The organism is Streptomyces sp. NPDC030862, from assembly GCF_055571835.1.
Genome location: NZ_JBVIEN010000002.1, coordinates 623,428 through 637,745 on the forward strand (window position 1 = coordinate 623,428; position 14,318 = coordinate 637,745).

The window sequence follows — 14,318 nt, forward strand, 5'->3', positions numbered from 1 at the left end:
AACCCGGGGCTTGACACCATTTGTGGGAGACAACAGGAAGGGAGTGGAAAAGCCCAGGGAGGTGGGGCGAAAAGGAGGGGGGGGAATCCCTTTGGCGGCGGGTCCGGAGGGGAGCTCCGGACCCGCCGCCTTCGTGTCGGCCGGTGTCAGCCGGTGTCCGTCAGGGTTGGACACCGAGGCCAACCACGGATGGGTGATCCTTCCGCAGTGGCGGAAAAGAAACCCCTCATCCGCACTACACTTCTGAACAACAACGCGTCAGGCCCACAGCGTCGTGCGTCTTCCACGCGGCATGCCCCCTCCACCGCCTGCGGCCGTCGGGACGGCCTCCGCACTGGACTTGTGAGGACTCACGTGAGCTCGCACCCCACGAAAAAGCCGGTTGTACTCATCGCTGAAGAGCTGTCGCCCGCCACTGTCGACGCGCTGGGACCGGACTTCGACATCCGGCACTGCAACGGCGCCGACCGGGCCGAACTGCTCCCCGCCCTCGCGGACGTGGACGCGATCCTGGTGCGCTCCGCGACCAAGGTCGACTCCGAGGCCATCGCCGCCGCCAAGCGGCTGAAGGTCATCGCCCGCGCCGGCGTCGGCCTCGACAACGTCGACGTCTCCGCCGCCACCAAGGCCGGCGTCATGGTCGTCAACGCGCCGACCTCCAACATCGTCACCGCCGCCGAGCTCGCGTGCGGCCTGCTCATCGCCACCGCGCGGAACATCCCGCAGGCCAACACCGCCCTCAAGAACGGCGAGTGGAAGCGCAGCAAGTACACCGGCGTCGAGCTCAGCGAGAAGACCCTCGGCGTCGTCGGCCTCGGCCGCATCGGCGTCCTGGTCGCCCAGCGCATGTCGGCCTTCGGCATGAAGATCGTCGCGTACGACCCCTACGTCCAGCCCGCGCGCGCCGCGCAGATGGGCGTCAAGCTGCTCTCCCTGGACGAGCTGCTGGAGGTCTCCGACTTCATCACCGTCCACCTGCCGAAGACCCCCGAGACGCTCGGCCTCATCGGCGACGAGGCGCTGCACAAGGTCAAGCCGACCGTCCGCATCGTCAACGCCGCGCGCGGCGGGATCGTCGACGAGGCGGCGCTGTACGCGGCGCTCAAGGAGGGCCGCGTCGCGGGCGCGGGCCTCGACGTGTACGCGAAGGAGCCGTGCACCGACTCCCCGCTGTTCGAGCTCGACCAGGTCGTGTGCACCCCGCACCTCGGCGCGTCGACGGACGAGGCGCAGGAGAAGGCCGGTATCGCGGTCGCCCGCTCGGTGCGGCTCGCGCTCGCCGGTGAGCTGGTGCCGGACGCGGTCAACGTCCAGGGCGGTGTCATCGCCGAGGACGTCAAGCCGGGCCTGCCGCTCGCCGAGCACCTCGGCCGGATCTTCACCGCCCTCGCGGGCGAGGTCGCCGTACGGCTGGACGTCGAGGTCTACGGCGAGATCACCCAGCACGACGTCAAGGTGCTGGAGCTCTCCGCGCTCAAGGGCGTCTTCGAGGACGTCGTCGACGAGACCGTCAGTTACGTCAACGCCCCGCTGTTCGCGCAGGAGCGCGGTGTCGAGGTCCGCCTCACCACCAGCTCCGAGTCGCCCGACCACCGCAACGTGGTCACCGTGCGCGGCACGCTCTCGGACGGCGAGGAGGTCGCGGTCTCCGGCACCCTGGCCGGCCCGAAGCACCTGCAGAAGATCGTCGCCGTCGGGGACTACGACGTGGACCTCGCGCTCGCCGACCACATGGTCGTCCTGCGGTACGAGGACCGTCCCGGTGTCGTCGGCACCGTGGGCCGCATCCTCGGTGAGGCCGGGCTCAACATCGCCGGCATGCAGGTCGCCCGCGCGGCCGAGGGCGGCGAGGCCCTCGCGGTCCTCACCGTCGACGACACGGTGCCGCAGCAGGTCCTGAACGAGGTCGCGGAGGAGATCGGCGCCACGTCGGCCCGCTCGGTGAACCTGGCCTGACCGGCCCCGTCACGTACACGCACCCGGCCCGCGGAAAGCTCCACGGGCCGGGTGCGTTGCTGTTCGCGCCGGTGATCGTTGAGCGGGTGGACGTGCTTCAGGTGCACGTCCGACCCAGACGCACCTCAGCGAAAGGCCTTGGCATGAGCAACACCGACAAGCGGCAGCAGTTCGACCAGATCGACACGGACGGGGACGGCTTCATCACCGCTGAGGAGCTGCGGGAGGCCCTCGACGGCGACGGCCGCGTCAGCGAGGAGCACCTCGCCACGATCATCCGCATGGCGGACGAGGACGGCGACCGCCGTATCGACTTCGAGGAGTACGCGAAGTTCGTCCGCTAGGGGCACGTGCTCAGAGCCGGTGCGCCTTGAGCGCCATGTGGAGCAGGAGCCGGTCCTCGCCGTCGTCGAGGTCGAGGCCGGTCAGCTGCTCCACGCGGGAGAGGCGGTAGTAGAGCGTCTGCCGGTGGATGCCCAAGGCCGCCGCCGTGCGGCCCGCCTGGCCCGCGCAGTCGAGGAACACCTCGGCCGTGCGGGCCAGTTCCGTGTGCGCGGGGGTGAGCAGGGCGCGGACCGCCGGGTCGTGGGGCGCGTCCGCCGGGAGGGCCGTGAGGAGCCGGTACGGCCCGATCGACGCCCATGGGGCCAGCGGCCCGAGCCGGGGCTGGGCCATGGCGGCGCGGGCGGCGGACGCCGCCTCCCGCCACGCCTCCGCGAGGTCGCCCAGCCCGCGCCGCGGGTCGGCCACCCCCGCGACGGCGGCGGTCGCGCCGCGGGTCGCCCACGCGGCCGTGGGCGTGGCGGCCGCCGGAGCCGGCGTGCCGCCGGCCGCGTCCCGGAGGCGGGTGGCCGCGGTGAGCGCGGGGGCCGGGGAGTCGGCGGAGCGGAGCCGGATCAGGGCGGCGAGGCAGCGGGGGCCGGTGGCCGGCGGCTGCGGGGCCTCCCGGCCCGGCCACGGCAGCGTGCACAGGGCCGCCGCGCCCGGTGCGACGCGTACCGACGGGGTGTCCGCGACAGGCCACGGGGCCACGCACACCAGGGCGTGCAGGCCCTCCGCGTCCGGGCCCAGGGCCGTGCGCAGCGCCGCCAGCGCCATGTCGTACTGCCAGCCCCGCTCGGCCGTGAGCACCGCGCGCAGCTCGCGCGAGAGGTCGGCGCCCGCGCGCTCCTCGTCCGCGAGCAGCGCGCCGATCCGGGAGGCCACCTCCATGGCCGCCGTCAGCCGTTCGGGCGAAGGCCCCGGGTCGGCGTCGAGGAGCCAGACGTACCCGAGGACGACACCCCGATGGCGTACCGGCAGGCAGATCCGGCCCCGGTAGACGCCCGCGTCGGGGGCGGCGGGGATACGGACGGGGCCGGTCGCCCGGGTGATGCCGAAGCCCTCGAACCAGGCGCGCACCGCGGGCGTCGACTTCCGGGTCAGGATCGACCGCGTCCGCACCGGGTCCATCGCGGCGTCGTCGTCGCTGTCGTGCGCGCCGAAGGCGATGAGCCCGAAATCCCGGTTCTCCAGCGTCGCGGGGGCGCCCAGCAGCGCGGAGATCTCGTCGACCAGGTCCTGGTAATCCGCCTTCACCCGGGCATTCTGTCACTCTCCCCTCCCGGCTTCAGACAGATGTATGAGAGGTGGGGCACGGATGCGTGACAGCTGTCGATGGCAGCGCGTGCGCGCGATCCTTAGGTTTCACGGTGGTTCTCCGTGCTGTTCCGGATCTGTACCGGAATGGCCTCCTTCTCTCCGTGTTCCGTGGAGGTGCCCCGTGCTGGGTCCCGTGATCCTTGCCGCGTCGCGCAGTGACAAGATGCGCCGCTTCGTCTCTGCCGCCCCGGGCACCAAGCAGGTCGTCGCCCGCTTCATCGCGGGGGAGAGGGTCGACCAGGTCGTCCCGATCGTCCGTGAGATGGCGGACAAGGGCCTGGAGGTCACCCTGGACGTGGTCGGCGAGGACATCACCACGCACGACCAGGCGCACGCCGCCCGCGACGCCTACATGGAGCTGATCGAGCACCTGGAGGAGCTCGGGCTGGGCGAGAAGGCCGAGATGTCGGTGAAGCTGTCGATGTTCGGCCAGTCCCTGGAGGGCGGGCACGAGCTGGCGCTCGCCAACGTCCGCCGCGTCGTCGAGGCCGCCGCCTCCATCGGCACCACGGTCACCCTCGACGCGGAGGACCACACCACCCTCGACTCGATGTTCGCCATCCACGAGGAGCTGCGGAAGGACTTCCCGCAGACGGGCTGCGTCATCCAGGCGTACCTCTTCCGCACCGAGGAGGACGCCCGCCGCCTCGCCGCGAACGGCAGCCGCGTACGGATCGTGAAGGGCGCCTACAAGGAGCCCGCCTCGGTCGCGTACCAGGACAAGCACGAGATCGACAAGGCGTACGTCCGGATCCTGAAGATCCTGATGGAGGGCGACGGCTACCCGATGATCGGGTCCCACGACCCGCGGCTCATCGCCGTCGGCCAGGAGCTCGCGCGCCGCGCCGGGCGCAAACTGGACGAGTACGAGTTCCAGATGCTGTACGGGATCCGCAGCGACGAGCACGTGCGGCTCGCCGCCGAAGGGCACCGGATGCGCGTCTACACCGCGTACGGAACCGACTGGTACGGGTACTTCATGCGCCGCCTCGCGGAGAAGCCGGCCAACCTGCTGTTCTTCGTCCGCTCGATGATCACCAAGAACTGAAGAATCAGAAGGAGATTCGGAACTCATGGACGCTGTGACCCAGGTCCCCGCTCCGGTCAACGAGCCGGTCCACACCTACGCCCCCGGCTCGGCCGAGCGCACCCGCCTGGAGGCCAAGCTCAAGGAGCTCGCCGAGAACCCCATCGACCTGCCGATGACCATCGGCGGCGTCAAGCGGATGGGCGGCGGTGAGCGCGTGAACGTCGTGCAGCCGCACGCCCACGCCAAGGTCCTCGGCACCTTCGCGGGCGCCACGCAGGCGGACGCCCAGGACGCGATCGACGCGGCCCTCGCCGCCGCCCCGGCGTGGCGCGCGATGTCCTTCGACGACCGCGCGGCGATCATCCTGCGCGCCGCCGAGCTGCTGGCCGGCCCGTGGCGCGAGACCCTGGCCGCCTCGACCATGCTGGGTCAGTCCAAGACCGCCCAGCAGGCCGAGATCGACACGCCGTGCGAGCTCGTCGACTTCTGGCGCTTCAACGTCAAGTACGCCCGCGACCTGCTCGCCGAGCAGCCGCCGGCCAACTCCCCGGGTGTGTGGAACCGCCTCGACCACCGCCCGCTGGAGGGCTTCGTCTACGCGATCACGCCGTTCAACTTCACGGCCATCGCGGGCAACCTCCCCACCGCCCCGGCGCTCATGGGCAACGTGGTCGTCTGGAAGCCCTCCCCGACGCAGACCCACGCCGCCGTGCTGCTCATGGAGCTGCTGGAGGAGGCCGGGCTGCCCAAGGGCGTCATCAACCTGGTGACGGGCGACGGCATCGCCGTCTCCGAGGTGGCCCTGCACCACCCGATGCTCGCCGGCATCCACTTCACCGGTTCGACCAAGACCTTCCAGCACCTGTGGAAGACGGTCGGCAACAACATCGAGAAGTACCGCTCCTACCCGCGCATCGTCGGCGAGACGGGCGGCAAGGACTTCGTCGTCGCGCACCCGAGCGCCGACCGCGCGATCCTGAAGACCGCGCTGACCCGCGGCGCCTTCGAGTTCCAGGGCCAGAAGTGCTCGGCGACCTCGCGCGCGTACATCCCGGCCTCGATCTGGAACTCCGGCTTCAAGGAGGAGTTCGCCACCGAGGTCGACGGCATCAAGATGGGTGACGTCACCGACCTGACGAACTTCATCGGCGCCGTCATCGACGAGCGGGCCTTCGCCAAGAACAAGGCGGCCATCGACCGCGCCAAGGCCGACCCGTCCTGCACGATCGTCGCGGGCGGCACGTACGACGACTCGGTCGGCTACTTCGTCCGCCCGACCGTCATCGCGTGCACCGACCCCGAGAACGAGGTCTTCACGACCGAGTACTTCGGCCCGATCCTCGCGGTGTACGTGTACGAGGACGACCAGTACGACGCGATGCTGGAGCAGATGGAGTCGGTGTCGGCGTACGCGCTGACCGGCTCGGTCATCGCCAACGACCGTGCGGCGGCCGCGTACACGATGGAGAAGCTGCGGTACGCCGCGGGCAACTTCTACATCAACGACAAGTCGACCGGCGCCGTCGTCGGCCAGCAGCCCTTCGGCGGCGGCCGCGCCTCCGGTACGAACGACAAGGCGGGCGCCCCGCAGAACCTGATGCGCTGGACGCTGACCCGCGCCATCAAGGAGACGCTGGTCCCGCCGACGGACTACACGTACCCGCACATGGGCTGAGGTCCGCCCCGCCCCTCGCCAGGGCCCTGAAACGCCGCCCCCGTCCCGGCCCCCACGCCGGACGGGGGCGGCTCGCTGCGCGGGTGCGCGCGCACTCTTGTGCTCATGTGATGCACATGTCAAATTCCCGAGTACCCCACCCGTCATTCACGACGAAGGAGACCCGGGATGAGACGACGCACCACCCGTGCGCGCATCGCCCTGTCCGCCGCACTCGTCTTAGGCTCGCTCGGCTTCGGCACCACCCCCGCCGGAGCCGCGGCCCCCGTCGACGTCCAGGCCGTCGACGTCCACGCCGTCGACTCCGCCGTCGAGCGCCGGCTCGGCGCCGACAGCGCCGGTACGTACGTCGAGGACGGCCGGCTGATCGCCACCGTCACCTCCGAAGCCGCCGCCGAGCGGGCCCGCGCCGCCGGGGCCGTGCCGCGGCTGGTGGAGCGCGGCGCCGCCGAACTCGACGCCGCCATGGCCGCCCTGGAGGCCCGGGCCAAGATCCCCGGCACCTCATGGGGCCTGGACCCGCGCACCAACCAGATCACCGTCGAGGCCGATTCCTCCGTCTCGCCCCGGGCCATGGCCCGGCTGCGGGCGGTCGCCGCCTCGCTCGACGGCGCGGTACGGATCAGCCGCGTCCCGGGCGTCTTCACGCGCGAGGTCGCGGGCGGCGACGCCATCCACGGCGGCGGCTACCGGTGCTCGGCCGCCTTCAACGTCCAGAAGGGGACCACCAAGTACTTCCTGACGGCCGGGCACTGCACCAACGCCGCCTCCAGCTGGTCGGCGACCTCCGGCGGCGCGCAGATCGGCGTAAGGGAAGGCACCAGCTTCCCCACCAACGACTACGGCCTCGTGCGCTACACCAACACGGCCAACACGCCCGGCAGCGTCAACCTCTACAACGGCTCCTTCCAGGACATCGCCTCCGCGGCGGACGCGGTCGTGGGCCAGGCCATCAAGAAGAGCGGCTCCACGACCAAGGTGACGAGCGGGACGGTCACCGCCGTGAACGTCACCGTCAACTACAGCGACGGCCCGGTCTACGGCATGGTCCGCACCACCGCCTGCTCGGCCGGCGGCGACAGCGGCGGCGCCCACTTCGCCGGCTCGGTCGCGCTCGGCATCCACTCCGGCAGTTCGGGCTGCACGGGCACGAACGGCTCGGCCATCCACCAGCCGGTGCGCGAGGCGCTGAGCGCGTACGGCGTCACCGTCTACTGATGCCTCCCGCGTGACGCAGGCGCGTCAGGCGGCTGCCGCGCCTCGGGCGACCACGCGGCGGGCGAGGAAGTCGTCCATCAGGGCGGCGATGTCCGCCGCGTGGGTCTCCAGCGCGAAGTGGCCGGTCGGCAGGAGGTGCACCTCCGCGTCCGGCGAGCCCCGCCGGAACGCCTCCGCCCCGGCCGGCACGAAGATCTCGTGGCCGCGGATGGTGAGGGTGCGGTGGTGCACGGGCATGTCTAACCCACCCATGAGCGCGTGGGTGGTTAGAGGCGAGGGAATCACGCCAGCGCTCAACCCGTCAACGCGCATTGAGCGGTTAGGAAATCGGCCAGATGAAGGGCGGTCAGTTTTGGAGCCCGTCAACCGGTTACACGCGCCCCATGGCGCAGACGAAGACGAACCAGAAGCAGGAATCCACCGCGGCCCCGAAGAAGGCCGCCCAGAACGCCGCCCAGAACGCCACCGAATCGGCGCGGGGCATCGGCGGGGTGACCGCCGACAAGGCGCTCGCCACGGCACGGACCGTCCAGCGGACCGCCGTGTCCGCCGCGTCGACGGCCGCCGAGCGGGCCGCCGGCACGGCGGGCGTCGTGTGGACGGTGGTGAAGGCCCGCAAGGCCGCAGTGGCCGGGGCGGGCGCGGGCGTCGCCACCGCCGTGGCCGGGTCCTACGTGCTCGGCCGCCGCGCGGGCCTGCGGCAACGCGGACCGCTGTCGCGTCTCACGGGCGGCCGCCTGTAAGCCCGGGGTCACACGTCGACCAGCACCTGGTCCAGGGACTTCCGTACGAGATCGGGCACCTCGCAGTCGTCCGCCGGGTAACCCACCGGGATGACCGCGAACGCCTTCTCGTTCTCGGGGCGGCCCAGCACCTCGGACAGGAAGCGCATCGGGCTCGGCGTGTGCACCAGGGCCGCCAGGCCCGACAGGTGCAGGGCCGACAGCAGCATGCCGACGGCGATGCCCACCGACTCGTCCACGTAGTAGTGCTTGTGCTTGGTGCCGTCCGCGCCCAGCCAGTAGCGCTGCTGGAAGACCACGATCAGCACCGGGGCGTCCGTGAGGTGCGGTTTCACGGCGTCCGTGCCCAACGGGCGCAGCGCCGCCAGCCACTCCTCGCCGAGCCGGCCGTCGTAGGAGACCCGCTCCTCCCGCTCGGCGGCCTCACGGATGCGCCGGCGGATGTCCGGGTCCTTGACGAGGACGAACGTCCACGGCTGCTGGTGCGCGCCGGACGGAGCGGTCGACGCGCACGCGATGGCGTCGCGCACCACCTGCTCCGGGACCGGATCGGGCGCGAACTGCCGTACCGTGCGCCGCTGGTCCATGCGCGCGCGCAGCTCCGCCGCGCGGGCCAGGGACTCGGCGGCGGACATCCGCTCGGGGCGGTACGGGACGGGGCGGTAGGCGGCGCCGTGGGTGGGCGTCCACCGTCGTTCGGATGTGGGTGACATGAGGCCGAGTGTGCGGCGCGGTGCGGCCCACGGGAAGGCCGTGGCAGGAGTACGCCGCCACCGCTCCGCACACCTGACCGGATCCTCACCCCGGGGCGTGCCGGGCCTGCCACAGTGGGCCGTATGACCGACGCACCGCGCACCGAACCTCGGACCACCGACCTCCTGCGCACCGCGCACACCTACGCGCTCGCCCCTGCCGTGCTGGACGCCATCCGCGCGATGCTGGAGACCGCCTTCGACGGGGACTTCGGCGACGAGGACTGGGACCACGGGCTCGGCGGCGTCCACGCGTACGTCGAGGACGAGCACGGCGTCGTCGCGCACGGCAGCGTGATCATGCGGCGGGTGGTGCACGCGGGGCGCGCGCACCGCGTCGGGTACGTCGAGGGCGTCGCCGTACGGGCCGACCGGCGCCGGCAGGGCCTCGGCAGCCGGGTGATGGCCGCCCTGGAGGAGGTCATCGACGGCGCCTACGCGTTCGGGGCGCTGTCGGCGTCCGACGAGGGTGCCGAGCTGTACCGGGCGCGGGGCTGGCAGCTGTGGAACGGCCGGATCGAGGCGTACGGGCCGCGCGGCGTGGTGCACCTGCCGCACGAGGAGGACTCGACCTACCTGGTCCCGTCGGCGGGGCGGCCGCTTCCCGCGGCGGAGAAGGGCGCGCTGATGTTCGACTGGCGCGACGGCGACGTGCTGTAACACCGCGCGCAACGCCTCCGAGCGACCCCGCGGGGGCCTCGCGAGCCACCCCGCGGGGCGGCCGCGTCTCAGATAGTAGGAAGTCCGAGTAATTGTGGAGACAGAAGCGTGGCCCGCGCGTAGCGTTGTAGGAGCCGAACGTCTCGCTCCATCCAGCGAATGGCGGTCCGCGAGCGCCCGTGCCCCGGCAGGCCACCCCTGCGGCAGCGCTCCCCGCCCCTTCCGGCGCCTTCGATCATCTCGCTGATCCCCCAGTTGACCAGCTGATCTCAAGGAGTCGACCACCATGGCCACTCAAGCCCTCCGCCGCCGCGTCCGCCACACCACCGCCCGCCCCACCGACGCCGAGCGCAAGAACGCCGCCGCCGCCCTCCAGCGGGCCCTCGACCGCAGGGACAACGGCGGCGCCACCGGGCACTGACCGCCCCGGCCCCGCTCGGCGTATCAGCCGGAACGCCGCACCTCGAAGTGGTCGATCCGCCGCCCGCTCTCCGCGAGCGCCGACACCTTCAGCACCGGCGAAGCACCGCTCACGGCCTCCACCGCGAGGAACGAGAAGCCGGTGTACCGCACGCGTGACCACTCCACGACGTCCGGGTCCGGCAGCCGCGCCTTGGTCCAGTGGAACGTCACGATGTGGTCGTGGTCGTGCACGCGCCCCTCGTAGCCGTCCCGCACGCCCGGCCCGAAGCCGTACAGCTCCCTGCCGGCGCCGCCCGCCGTCACGTACACGATCCCGTCCCGCACCGGATCGGTGGTGGCGCCGATCGGCACCGGGCGCCCCACCTCGCCGCCCCTGATCGCGTCGGTGCGCTCGTAGACGTGGTTGTGGCCGTTGATCACCAGGTCCACCTGGTGCTTGGCGAACAGCGGCACCCACGCGTCGCGCACCCCGCCGTCCGAGGCGTGCGTCGACGTCGAGTACGCGCAGTGGTGGAAGAAGACCACGACGAAGTCCACCGCGGGGTCGCGCCGCAGCGCGCCGAGCCGCCGGTCGAGCCAGGCCGTCTGGGCGCCGTCCGTGTAGCCCAGGTTGGCCGGGATCTCGTACGACACGTCGTTGGCGTCCAGCGCGACGACGCCGACGTTGCCGTAGACGAACGAGTAGACACCGGGCGCCCGCGCCGGGTCCGGGCCGTTGTCCGGCAGGGAGAAGCGGGCCGACTGGCCGCCGTAGCCGTGGGGCGAGTACCACGCCTCCATGTCGTGGTTGCCGGTCGTCACCATCCACGGCACGCTCGCCGCCACGCTCTCCGTCTGCGCCAGGAACTGGTCCCACACGCGCGCGTCGTACGTGTCGGAGTCCTTGCCGTGCCCGCTGTCGTCCGCGTAGCAGATGTCGCCCGCGTGGAGGTGGAACGCCGGGCCCTGCCCCAGGATCAGCTGGTCGTTCGCCAGGGCGTGGTAGCTCACCCCCTGGTCGCCGAAGGCCGTGAAGACGAACCGCTCGGGCGGTGTCGCCGGGGCCGTACGGAACGAGCCGATCGTGCCCAGCCGGGCGGGGGCGGCCGGGTCGAAACCGTCGTGCCCGACGCCGTAGTAGTACGTCGTCCCCGGCTGCAGCCCGTCCAGGCCGGCGTGCAGGTAGTACTGGTCGACCGCCGGGAGCCTGCGCGACAGCGACGGCGTGTGCAGCGGCCGCACCTCGGCCTCGATCTTCCGGCTCAGCTCCCAGGGCGTGAGCCCGATTCGTACGTACGGCCGGGTCACCGCGAGCGGCACCTGCCAGGAGATCCGCATCTGCGTGCGGGGGTCGGCGCCGAACGCGAGGTGGCGCCCGAAGGGGGCCACGAGCGAGCCGTCGACACCCGCGGTCGCGGGCGCCGTGACGAGGGTGGGGGAGGACGGGGACGAAGCGGCGGCGGAGGGGGCCGTGAGGAGACCCGCCCCCGCCGCGCCGGCCGCCGTGCCCGCGAGCACCCGCCGACGGGAGAGCTTCGCCCGCAGGTACGCGTGCTGCTCGGGCATGGACATGCGGCGGGCGAGGGACTCGGGGATGCCGAAGCGTGGGGTGTCTTCAGTCATGGCAGGCAACTTGCCAGTAACTTCCGACGCGCCGCCAGACTCCGGATGAACGAAATCCGACGAACACGGGTGCGGTCACCCGGACGCGCGACGTCCACATCATGGACTCCGCATGTCCGGGCACTGGACCCGGGAGTAGGGTGCCGTCATGTCTCGCAGCATCAATCTCGCAGTGATCCCCGGTGACGGCATCGGCCAGGAGGTCGTGGCCCAGGGCCTCAAGGTCCTTCGCTCCGTCCTCCCGCAGGATGTGAAGCTGGAGACCAAGGAGTACGACCTCGGCGCCCAGCGCTGGCACCGCACCGGGGAGACCCTCCCCGACGCGGAGCTGGACGCGCTCAAGAACCACGACGCGATCCTGCTCGGCGCGATCGGCGACCCGTCCGTGCCGTCCGGCGTCCTGGAGCGCGGGCTGCTGCTGAAGCTGCGCTTCGCCTTCGACCACTACGTGAACCTGCGTCCGTCGAAGCTCTTCCCGAACACCGCGACCCCGCTGGCCGGCCGCCCCGACATCGACTTCGTCGTCGTCCGCGAGGGCACCGAGGGCCCGTACACGGGCAACGGCGGCTCGCTCCGCACGGGTACGGAGCACGAGGTCGCCACCGAGGTCAGCCTCAACACGGCGTACGGCGTCGAGCGCGTCGTCCGCGACGCGTACGAGCGGGCCAACGCCCGCCCGCGCAAGAAGCTGACGCTGGTCCACAAGAACAACGTGCTCGTCTACGCCGGCCACATGTGGAAGAAGATCTTCGACAAGGTCGGCGCGGAGTACCCGGACGTCACCACGGACTACCTGCACGTCGACGCCGCGACGATCTTCTTCGTCACGCAGCCGGAGCGCTTCGACGTCATCGTCACCGACAACCTCTTCGGCGACATCCTCACCGACCTCGCCGCCGCCGTGACCGGCGGCATCGGCCTGGCGGCCTCCGGCAACATCAACCCGACGGGCGCGTTCCCGTCGATGTTCGAGCCCGTCCACGGCTCCGCGCCCGACATCGCGGGCCAGGGCAAGGCCGACCCCACCGCGACGATCCTCTCCGTCGCGCTGCTCCTGCGCCACCTCGGGTACGAGGCCGAGGCCGTCCGCATCGAGGACGCCGTGGCCGCGGACCTGGCCGCCCGGGACGGCTCGACGCCGCGTACGACGGACGAGATCGGCGACGCGCTCGCGGTACGCGTAGCGAGCTGACCCGCCGACTGGAGAAACCCCAGACACAGCCGCCGGGTCGCATTCCGCACCCGGCGGCTTCTCCTGTGCGGCCCCGGGTGCCACCATCAACCCCTGGACCGCACTCAACCGCTCCCCACCCACGCGTTTCGTTCACGGGGCCACCCGGGCGATAATCGAACGCGGGGCCGCGGCATGCGGGAAAGCTCGGACGTCCTAGCAAGTCGTAGCGGCGTGAGCGCGGTCCGTCACAACCAACCGGTGAAGGACACAGCACTCATGACGACGACGCCCACGATCGAGCTCAAGCCCTCCTCGAACCCGCTGTCCGACGCGGAGCGCGAGGCGATCCTGGCCAACCCCGGCTTCGGCCGCCACTTCACCGACCACATGGTGACGATCAAGTGGACGGAAGGGCGCGGCTGGCACGACGCCGAGCTGACGCCGTACGCGCCGCTGTCGATCGACCCGGCCAACATGACCCTGCACTACGCGCAGGAGATCTTCGAGGGCCTGAAGGCGTACCGTCGCCCCGACGGCTCGGTCTCGCTCTTCCGCCCGGAGGCCAACGCCGAGCGGTTCCAGCGCTCCGCCCGCCGCCTGGCCATGCCGGAGCTGCCCGTCGAGACGTTCGTCGCCGCCTGCGACGCGCTGGTCCGCCAGGACGAGGCGTGGGTGCCGCCGCACGGCGGCGAGGAGTCGCTGTACCTGCGGCCGTTCATGATCGCCAACGAGGTCGGGCTCGGCGTCCGCCCGGCCAACGAGTACCTCTTCCTCGTCATCGCCTCGCCCGCCGGCGCGTACTTCCCCGGCGGCGTCAAGCCCGTCTCGGTCTGGCTGTCGGAGAACTACGTCCGCGCCGTCCCCGGCGGCATGGGCTTCGCCAAGACCGGCGGCAACTACGCCGCCTCGCTGCTCGCGCAGGCCGAGGCGGCCGCCAAGGGCTGCGACCAGGTCGTCTGGCTCGACGCGCTGGAGCACAAGTGGGTCGAGGAGATGGGCGGCATGAACCTGTACTTCGTGTACGGGAACAAGATCGTCACCCCCGAGCTCACCGGTTCCCTCCTCGCCGGCATCACCCGTGACTCGCTCCTCCGCCTCGCCCACGACCTCGGGTACGAGTCCGAGGAGGGCCGCATCTCCACCGAGCAGTGGCAGCGGGACACCGAGAACGGCACCCTCACCGAGGTCTTCGCCTGCGGCACCGCCGCCGTCATCACGCCGGTCGGCCTGGTCAAGTCGGAGCAGGGCGAGTGGACCCAGTCGGGCGGCGAGCCGGGCGAGGTCACGCTGAAGCTGCGCAAGGCGCTGCTGGACATCCAGACCGGCGCCGCGGAGGACCCGCACGGCTGGACGCACCGGATCGGCTGAGCCGGTCCCGACAACGGCCCCGGACAGCATGGAAACGCCCGCACCCCCCGCTCGAGGGTGCGGGCGTTCCGCTGCG

13 protein-coding genes and 1 pseudogene are annotated in these 14,318 nt (G+C 71.7%); 10 read left to right on the plus strand and 4 right to left on the minus strand.

The features are described from left to right. Positions 1-354 precede the first annotated feature (354 nt). A complete protein-coding gene (serA, locus tag ACZ42X_RS07070) occupies positions 355-1,956 on the plus strand; it encodes a phosphoglycerate dehydrogenase (protein WP_468285112.1) in 1,602 nt (533 codons plus the stop codon). Positions 1,957-2,099: 143 nt separating this feature from the next. After that, positions 2,100-2,300, plus strand: a complete 201-nt coding sequence (locus ACZ42X_RS07075) for an EF-hand domain-containing protein (protein ID WP_468285116.1) — start codon at positions 2,100-2,102, stop codon at positions 2,298-2,300. Positions 2,301-2,310: 10 nt separating this feature from the next. On the opposite strand, the gene ACZ42X_RS07080 is transcribed toward ACZ42X_RS07075, so the two are convergent. After that, positions 2,311-3,534: a PucR family transcriptional regulator gene (locus ACZ42X_RS07080; RefSeq protein ID WP_468285119.1), complete on the minus strand. Its 1,224-nt coding sequence runs from the start codon at positions 3,532-3,534 to the stop codon at positions 2,311-2,313. Positions 3,535-3,718: 184 nt separating this feature from the next. Between ACZ42X_RS07080 and ACZ42X_RS07085 the strand changes: the two genes are divergently transcribed. The 3 genes from ACZ42X_RS07085 (at position 3,719) to ACZ42X_RS07095 (ending at position 7,520) form a co-directional block, all read left to right on the plus strand. After that, positions 3,719-4,645 carry a proline dehydrogenase family protein gene (locus ACZ42X_RS07085; RefSeq protein ID WP_468285122.1) on the plus strand — a complete coding sequence of 309 codons (927 nt, stop codon included), beginning with the start codon at positions 3,719-3,721 and terminating at the stop codon, positions 4,643-4,645. Between the two features lie 25 nt (positions 4,646-4,670). Then, entirely contained in the window at positions 4,671-6,302 is a 1,632-nt protein-coding gene (pruA, locus tag ACZ42X_RS07090; RefSeq protein ID WP_468285125.1) for an L-glutamate gamma-semialdehyde dehydrogenase, read from the plus strand. Between the two features lie 168 nt (positions 6,303-6,470). Beyond that, complete coding sequence (locus ACZ42X_RS07095) at positions 6,471-7,520, plus strand: S1 family peptidase (protein WP_468285128.1); 1,050 nt, start codon at positions 6,471-6,473, stop codon at positions 7,518-7,520. A 24-nt stretch (positions 7,521-7,544) separates the two neighbouring features. Here the strand turns inward: ACZ42X_RS07095 and ACZ42X_RS07100 are convergent. Further along, positions 7,545-7,724: pseudogene (locus tag ACZ42X_RS07100) on the minus strand (hypothetical protein); the annotation flags it as partial. A gap of 179 nt (positions 7,725-7,903) precedes the next feature. Between ACZ42X_RS07100 and ACZ42X_RS07105 the strand changes: the two are divergent. Next, the gene (locus ACZ42X_RS07105; protein WP_468285130.1) at positions 7,904-8,263 is read left to right on the plus strand and encodes a hypothetical protein; all 360 of its coding nucleotides are present in this window, start codon (positions 7,904-7,906) and stop codon (positions 8,261-8,263) included. 8 nt (positions 8,264-8,271) lie between these two features. On the opposite strand, the gene ACZ42X_RS07110 is transcribed toward ACZ42X_RS07105, so the two are convergent. Next, complete coding sequence (locus ACZ42X_RS07110; protein ID WP_468285133.1) at positions 8,272-8,976, minus strand: nitroreductase family protein; 705 nt, start codon at positions 8,974-8,976, stop codon at positions 8,272-8,274. 123 nt (positions 8,977-9,099) lie between these two features. Between ACZ42X_RS07110 and ACZ42X_RS07115 the strand changes: the two genes are divergently transcribed. After that, complete coding sequence (locus tag ACZ42X_RS07115) at positions 9,100-9,675, plus strand: GNAT family N-acetyltransferase (protein WP_468285136.1); 576 nt, start codon at positions 9,100-9,102, stop codon at positions 9,673-9,675. 286 nt (positions 9,676-9,961) lie between these two features. Then, on the plus strand, positions 9,962-10,096 hold the full coding sequence (locus ACZ42X_RS07120; RefSeq protein ID WP_468285139.1) for a hypothetical protein: 135 nt from the start codon (positions 9,962-9,964) through the stop codon (positions 10,094-10,096). A 23-nt stretch (positions 10,097-10,119) separates the two neighbouring features. On the opposite strand, the gene ACZ42X_RS07125 is transcribed toward ACZ42X_RS07120, so the two are convergent. After that, a complete protein-coding gene (locus ACZ42X_RS07125; RefSeq protein ID WP_468285142.1) occupies positions 10,120-11,700 on the minus strand; it encodes a purple acid phosphatase family protein in 1,581 nt (526 codons plus the stop codon). Between the two features lie 148 nt (positions 11,701-11,848). On the opposite strand from ACZ42X_RS07125, the gene ACZ42X_RS07130 reads away from it, so the two are divergent. Both ACZ42X_RS07130 and ACZ42X_RS07135 read left to right on the plus strand, forming a co-directional pair. Then, positions 11,849-12,892 (plus strand): 3-isopropylmalate dehydrogenase, encoded by a 1,044-nt coding sequence (locus tag ACZ42X_RS07130; RefSeq protein WP_361418569.1) that lies wholly within the window; start codon positions 11,849-11,851, stop codon positions 12,890-12,892. A gap of 258 nt (positions 12,893-13,150) precedes the next feature. After that, the gene (locus tag ACZ42X_RS07135; RefSeq protein ID WP_468285145.1) at positions 13,151-14,242 is read left to right on the plus strand and encodes a branched-chain amino acid aminotransferase; all 1,092 of its coding nucleotides are present in this window, start codon (positions 13,151-13,153) and stop codon (positions 14,240-14,242) included. Positions 14,243-14,318: the final 76 nt, after the last annotated feature.

Excerpts from the sequence above, each read along its gene's own strand:
- ACZ42X_RS07075 (WP_468285116.1), top strand. The coding sequence starts at position 2,100 with ATGAGCAACACCGACAAGCGGCAGCAGTTCGACCAGATCGACACGGAC.
- pruA (WP_468285125.1), top strand. The coding sequence starts at position 4,671 with ATGGACGCTGTGACCCAGGTCCCCGCTCCGGTCAACGAGCCGGTCCAC.
- ACZ42X_RS07095 (WP_468285128.1), top strand. The coding sequence starts at position 6,471 with ATGAGACGACGCACCACCCGTGCGCGCATCGCCCTGTCCGCCGCACTC.
- ACZ42X_RS07105 (WP_468285130.1), top strand. The coding sequence starts at position 7,904 with ATGGCGCAGACGAAGACGAACCAGAAGCAGGAATCCACCGCGGCCCCG.
- ACZ42X_RS07110 (WP_468285133.1), bottom strand. The coding sequence starts at position 8,976 with ATGTCACCCACATCCGAACGACGGTGGACGCCCACCCACGGCGCCGCC.
- ACZ42X_RS07115 (WP_468285136.1), top strand. The coding sequence starts at position 9,100 with ATGACCGACGCACCGCGCACCGAACCTCGGACCACCGACCTCCTGCGC.
- ACZ42X_RS07120 (WP_468285139.1), top strand. The coding sequence starts at position 9,962 with ATGGCCACTCAAGCCCTCCGCCGCCGCGTCCGCCACACCACCGCCCGC.
- ACZ42X_RS07125 (WP_468285142.1), bottom strand. The coding sequence starts at position 11,700 with ATGACTGAAGACACCCCACGCTTCGGCATCCCCGAGTCCCTCGCCCGC.
- ACZ42X_RS07130 (WP_361418569.1), top strand. The coding sequence starts at position 11,849 with ATGTCTCGCAGCATCAATCTCGCAGTGATCCCCGGTGACGGCATCGGC.
- ACZ42X_RS07135 (WP_468285145.1), top strand. The coding sequence starts at position 13,151 with ATGACGACGACGCCCACGATCGAGCTCAAGCCCTCCTCGAACCCGCTG.